This window comes from Mesorhizobium sp. M7A.F.Ca.CA.001.10.2.1, from assembly GCF_003998575.1.
Taxonomy (GTDB): Bacteria; Pseudomonadota; Alphaproteobacteria; order Rhizobiales; family Rhizobiaceae; genus Mesorhizobium.
On record NZ_RZQY01000553.1, the window covers coordinates 1 to 4155 of the forward strand.

The window sequence follows — 4155 nt, forward strand, 5'->3', positions numbered from 1 at the left end:
GCGCAGGCGCGGGCACGGCTTTTGCAGCTTCGGCAGGGGACGAAGCCTGGGGAGCGACCGGAATGACGGCAGGCCACGGCGATGACCTTCCTCGCGCCGTAGATGGGCACGCCGTTGGCGGATCGGCTCGCCACATTCCGGTCCTCCTTGCCGAGGTGCTCGAAGCGTTGGCGCCGGCGCAGGGCGACCTCATCATCGACGGCACGTTCGGCGCCGGCGGCTACACCAGGCCCATTCTGGCGACGGGCGCTTCCGTGGTGGCGATCGACCGCGATCCGGATGCCATTGCGGCCGGGCGCGATCTGGAAGTGCAATCGGGCGGTCGGCTGCGCCTGGTGCACGCGCCGTTCTCGACGCTGGATGAACATGTCGAGAGCGCCGACGGGATCGTGCTCGACATCGGCGTGTCCTCTATGCAGCTCGACCAGGCGGAGCGCGGGTTTTCGTTCCGCGCCGACGGGCCGCTCGACATGCGCATGGCGCAATCGGGCCTTAGCGCCGCCGACGTCGTCAATTCCTTCAAGCCGGGCGATCTTGCCCGCATCTTCGGCTTCCTCGGCGAGGAGCGTCATGCCGGGCGCATCGCCCGCATGATCGAGGCTCGCCGTGAAAAGCGCCCGTTCGAGCGCACGCTGGAACTGGCCGACGCCATCGAGACGCATATCGGCCGTGCGCCGAAGGACAAGATCCATCCGGCTACGCGCGTGTTCCAGGCGCTGCGCATCTTCGTCAATGACGAGCTTGGCGAACTGGCCAAGGCCCTGTTCGCGGCCGAGCGCACGCTGAAGCCGGGCGGACGGCTCGCCGTGGTCACCTTCCATTCGCTGGAAGACCGCATCGTCAAGCGTTTCATCGCCGACCGGGCCGATGTCGCGACCGGCTCGCGGCATTTGCCCGAGGCGCATGCCCGCACCGCGACGTTCCGCAAGGCGGGTGGCGGCGTGACTGCCGGCGACGCCGAGGTGGCGGCCAATCCGCGCGCCCGTTCGGCTAGGCTGCGCGCGGCAATCCGCACGGATGCGCCAGCGCGCAGCAGCGATTTTTCGATTTTCGGCCTTCCAAAGCTTCCCGGCCCAACACTTCCTGGCACAGGCCGGCCGGGGGAGAGGTAGCTAAGTGTTTCGTACCAGCGACATTGTCCTGATCGCCGTCATGGTTGCGGTCGCGGCCCTTACCTACAAGGCCAAGCGCGAGGCCGAGGAACAATTGGCCGCGGTGCAGAAGATCCATGCGCAGATACGCTATGAGGAGGACACGATCGACCTGCTCAAGGCCGACTGGAGCCTGCTTACCCAGCCGTCGCGGCTGCAGAAGCTCGCCGAACTCTACAAGTCGCAGCTCGAACTCGAGCCGGTCAGCGCTCGCCAGATCGGCGGCATCGGCGACCTGCCGGCCAAATCCCTTGACATCCAGGACATCCTGTCGGGACGCCAGGGCGGCATGGCCGACAATTCCGACCAAGCGCCTTCGGACAGTAAGGATCCCGTCGTGACCGGAGGCATCGCCCAATGATCGGCAAACTGCTGAAGCGTCGCGCCAGGACGAGTGAAGATGGATCGATCGTGGTCGAGGGCGCCCGCAAGGCGACCGGCGGCAAGGGCAGGACGCGCATCGTCATGACCATGGCGGTGTTCTTCGGTATCTTCTCGACCATATCAGGGCGGCTGGTCTACCTCGGCTTCCAGACCCCCGACATGTCGGGCGGTCCGCAGAGCCGGGTGACGGCATCGCGGCCCGACATCGTCGACCGCAACGGCGAAGTGCTGGCCACGGATATCAAGACAGCGTCGCTGTTTGCAGAACCACGCCGGATTGTCGACGCCGACGAGGCGATCGAGAAGCTGTCGACGGTGCTTCCGGACATCGACTATGAGCAGACCTACCACAAGCTGAAGAGCGGCGCCGGTTTCGTCTGGCTGCAGCGGCAGCTGACGCCCAAGCAACAGTCCGACATCATGCAACTCGGCATTCCCGGTTTCGGCTTCCGTACCGAAAAGCGCCGCTTCTATCCGAGCGGCGAGACCTCGTCCTACATTGTCGGCCTCACCAACATCGACAACCAGGGCATCTCCGGAATGGAGAAATATGTCGACGAGCAAGGCTTGAGCGACCTGCAGGCATCGGGCCTTGCCATTGCCAAGGATCTCAAGCCGGTAAAGCTTTCGATCGATCTGCGCGTGCAGCATGTGGTGCGCGACGAGATCGCCGCCGGCCTGGAGCGCTATCGTGCCATGGGCGCCGGCGCCGTCGTGCTCAACGTCAAGACCGGCGAAGTGGTGGCCATGGCCTCGGTGCCGGATTTCGATCCGAACAATCCCTACAATGCACAGGACAAGGACCGGCTGAATCGCATGTCGGCGGGCCTCTACGAGATGGGCTCGACCTTCAAGAGCTTCACCTCAGCCATGGCGCTCGATTCCGGCAAGGCGACGATGGCGAGCCGCTTCGATGCTTCGCATCCAATCCGCGTCGGCCATCAGGCCATTCACGATTTCCACGGCAAGAACCGTGTGCTGTCGTTGCCGGAGGTGTTCCTCTATTCGTCCAACATCGGGTCGGCCAGGGAAGCCGAGATGGTCGGCATCGAGGGCCATCGCGAATTCCTGCATCGCCTTGGCCTTCTGGACAGGATGCAGACCGAATTGCCGGAGACTGCCCGTCCGACTGAACCGAAGGTCTGGAAACAGGTCAATTCATTCACCATCGCCTTCGGCCATGGCGTGTCGACGACGCCGCTGCAAGCGGCTGTGGGCTGCGCGGCGTTGATGAATGGCGGCTTCCTGATGAACCCTACCTTTTTGGTGCGCACGCAGGCGGAAGCGATGGCCACCGCCAAGAAAGTGGTGAGCGAAAAGACCGTCGAAGGCATGCGCTACCTCTATTCGCTCAATGCCGAGAAGGGCTCTGCCCGAAACGCCAGAGTCCCCGGCTACCGCGTTGGTGGCAAGACCGGAACGGCCGAGAAGGTCGTCAATGGCCGCTACTCCAAGGACTTGAATTTCAACACTTTCGTCGCCGCCTTCCCGATGGACGATCCGCAGTATCTGGTGTTTACCATTGCCGATGCCCCGCACCCGGAAAAGCCTGGCATGACGGATGTCGCGGCCGCAAATGCGGGGGTCATGGCCGGCAATATCATCAGGCGTTCAGCTGCCATGCTTGGCGTGAAGCCAGATTTCAGCCATGAAAATGGTGCAACGCTGGTTTCCTATCAGTGATTCTTAGGGCGCGCCGGCAACAGCGCGCTATTTTGTTGCGGTGAACGGGACTCGATGAAGCTCAGAGATCTAGCCGGTATCCTGCCCGTCGAGGGAATAGCTTCCGTCGATCTGGAGGTTACAGGGATTTCTTCGGATTCCCGTCAGGTAAAAGCGGGTGTTGTCTTCTTTGCGCTCGCGGGAACCAAGGCCGACGGTGCCGTTTATGCCGCCGACGCCGCCGCGCGCGGTGCGGCCGCGATCGTAGCGGGCAAGGGCAGCACCATTGCCGGGCTGTCGGTCCCGGTATTGGCAGTCGACGATCCGCGCCTGGCGTTGGCGCTGAGTGCGGCCCGCTATTTCGGCAAGCAGCCTGAGATAATGGTCGCGGTGACCGGCACCAGCGGCAAGACTTCGGTCGCGGCTTTCACCAGGCAGATCTGGGAGCAGTCCGGTTATGCCGCCGCTTCGATCGGCACCACTGGCGTGGTGGCGCCTGGGCGCAACGACTATGGCTCGCTGACGACACCCGATCCGGTCGCCCTGCATCAATTGCTGCGGGAATTGGCGGATGCCGGCGTTACCCACGCTTCGATGGAGGCTTCCAGCCATGGGCTCGACCAGCGCCGTCTGGACGGTGTGAAGCTGGCGGCCGGCGGCTTCACCAATCTCGGCCGCGATCATATGGACTATCATCCGACCATCGAGGACTATCACCGCGCCAAACTGCGTCTGTTCGATGCGCTGCTGCCGAAAGGCGCACCGGCCGTCATCTTCGCCGACGATCCATGGTCGGCACCGACGATTCAGGCGGCGCGGGCCGCCGGGCTCGAAGTGCTGACGGTCGGCCGCCATGGCGATTTCCTCAGGCTGAAGCGGGTCGAGCACGAGCGCCACCGCCAGCGGGCCGAGGTCGAGGCCGATGGCGTGCTCTACGAGATCGACCTGCCGCTGGCGG

At 64.1% G+C, this 4155-nt stretch carries 4 protein-coding genes; all 4 read left to right on the forward strand.

From position 1 onward, the window contains the following. The first annotated feature begins 62 nt into the window (after positions 1–62). Positions 63–1112, forward strand: a complete 1050-nt coding sequence (rsmH, locus tag EN964_RS27055) for a 16S rRNA (cytosine(1402)-N(4))-methyltransferase RsmH (protein ID WP_127271471.1) — start codon at positions 63–65, stop codon at positions 1110–1112. 4 nt (positions 1113–1116) lie between these two features. Further along, complete coding sequence (locus EN964_RS27060) at positions 1117–1512, forward strand: hypothetical protein (RefSeq protein WP_127271473.1); 396 nt, start codon at positions 1117–1119, stop codon at positions 1510–1512. After that, positions 1509–3218 (forward strand): penicillin-binding protein 2, encoded by a 1710-nt coding sequence (locus tag EN964_RS27065; RefSeq protein WP_027034944.1) that lies wholly within the window; start codon positions 1509–1511, stop codon positions 3216–3218. The genes EN964_RS27060 and EN964_RS27065 overlap by 4 nt, the downstream gene beginning before the upstream one ends. A gap of 54 nt (positions 3219–3272) precedes the next feature. Then, positions 3273–4155 (forward strand): Mur ligase family protein (locus tag EN964_RS27070; protein WP_245490690.1); only part of this gene is annotated, 883 nt, incomplete at its 3' end.

Coding starts and splice junctions, on each gene's coding strand:
- rsmH (WP_127271471.1), top strand. CDS start 63: ATGACGGCAGGCCACGGCGATGACCTTCCTCGCGCCGTAGATGGGCAC.
- EN964_RS27065 (WP_027034944.1), top strand. CDS start 1,509: ATGATCGGCAAACTGCTGAAGCGTCGCGCCAGGACGAGTGAAGATGGA.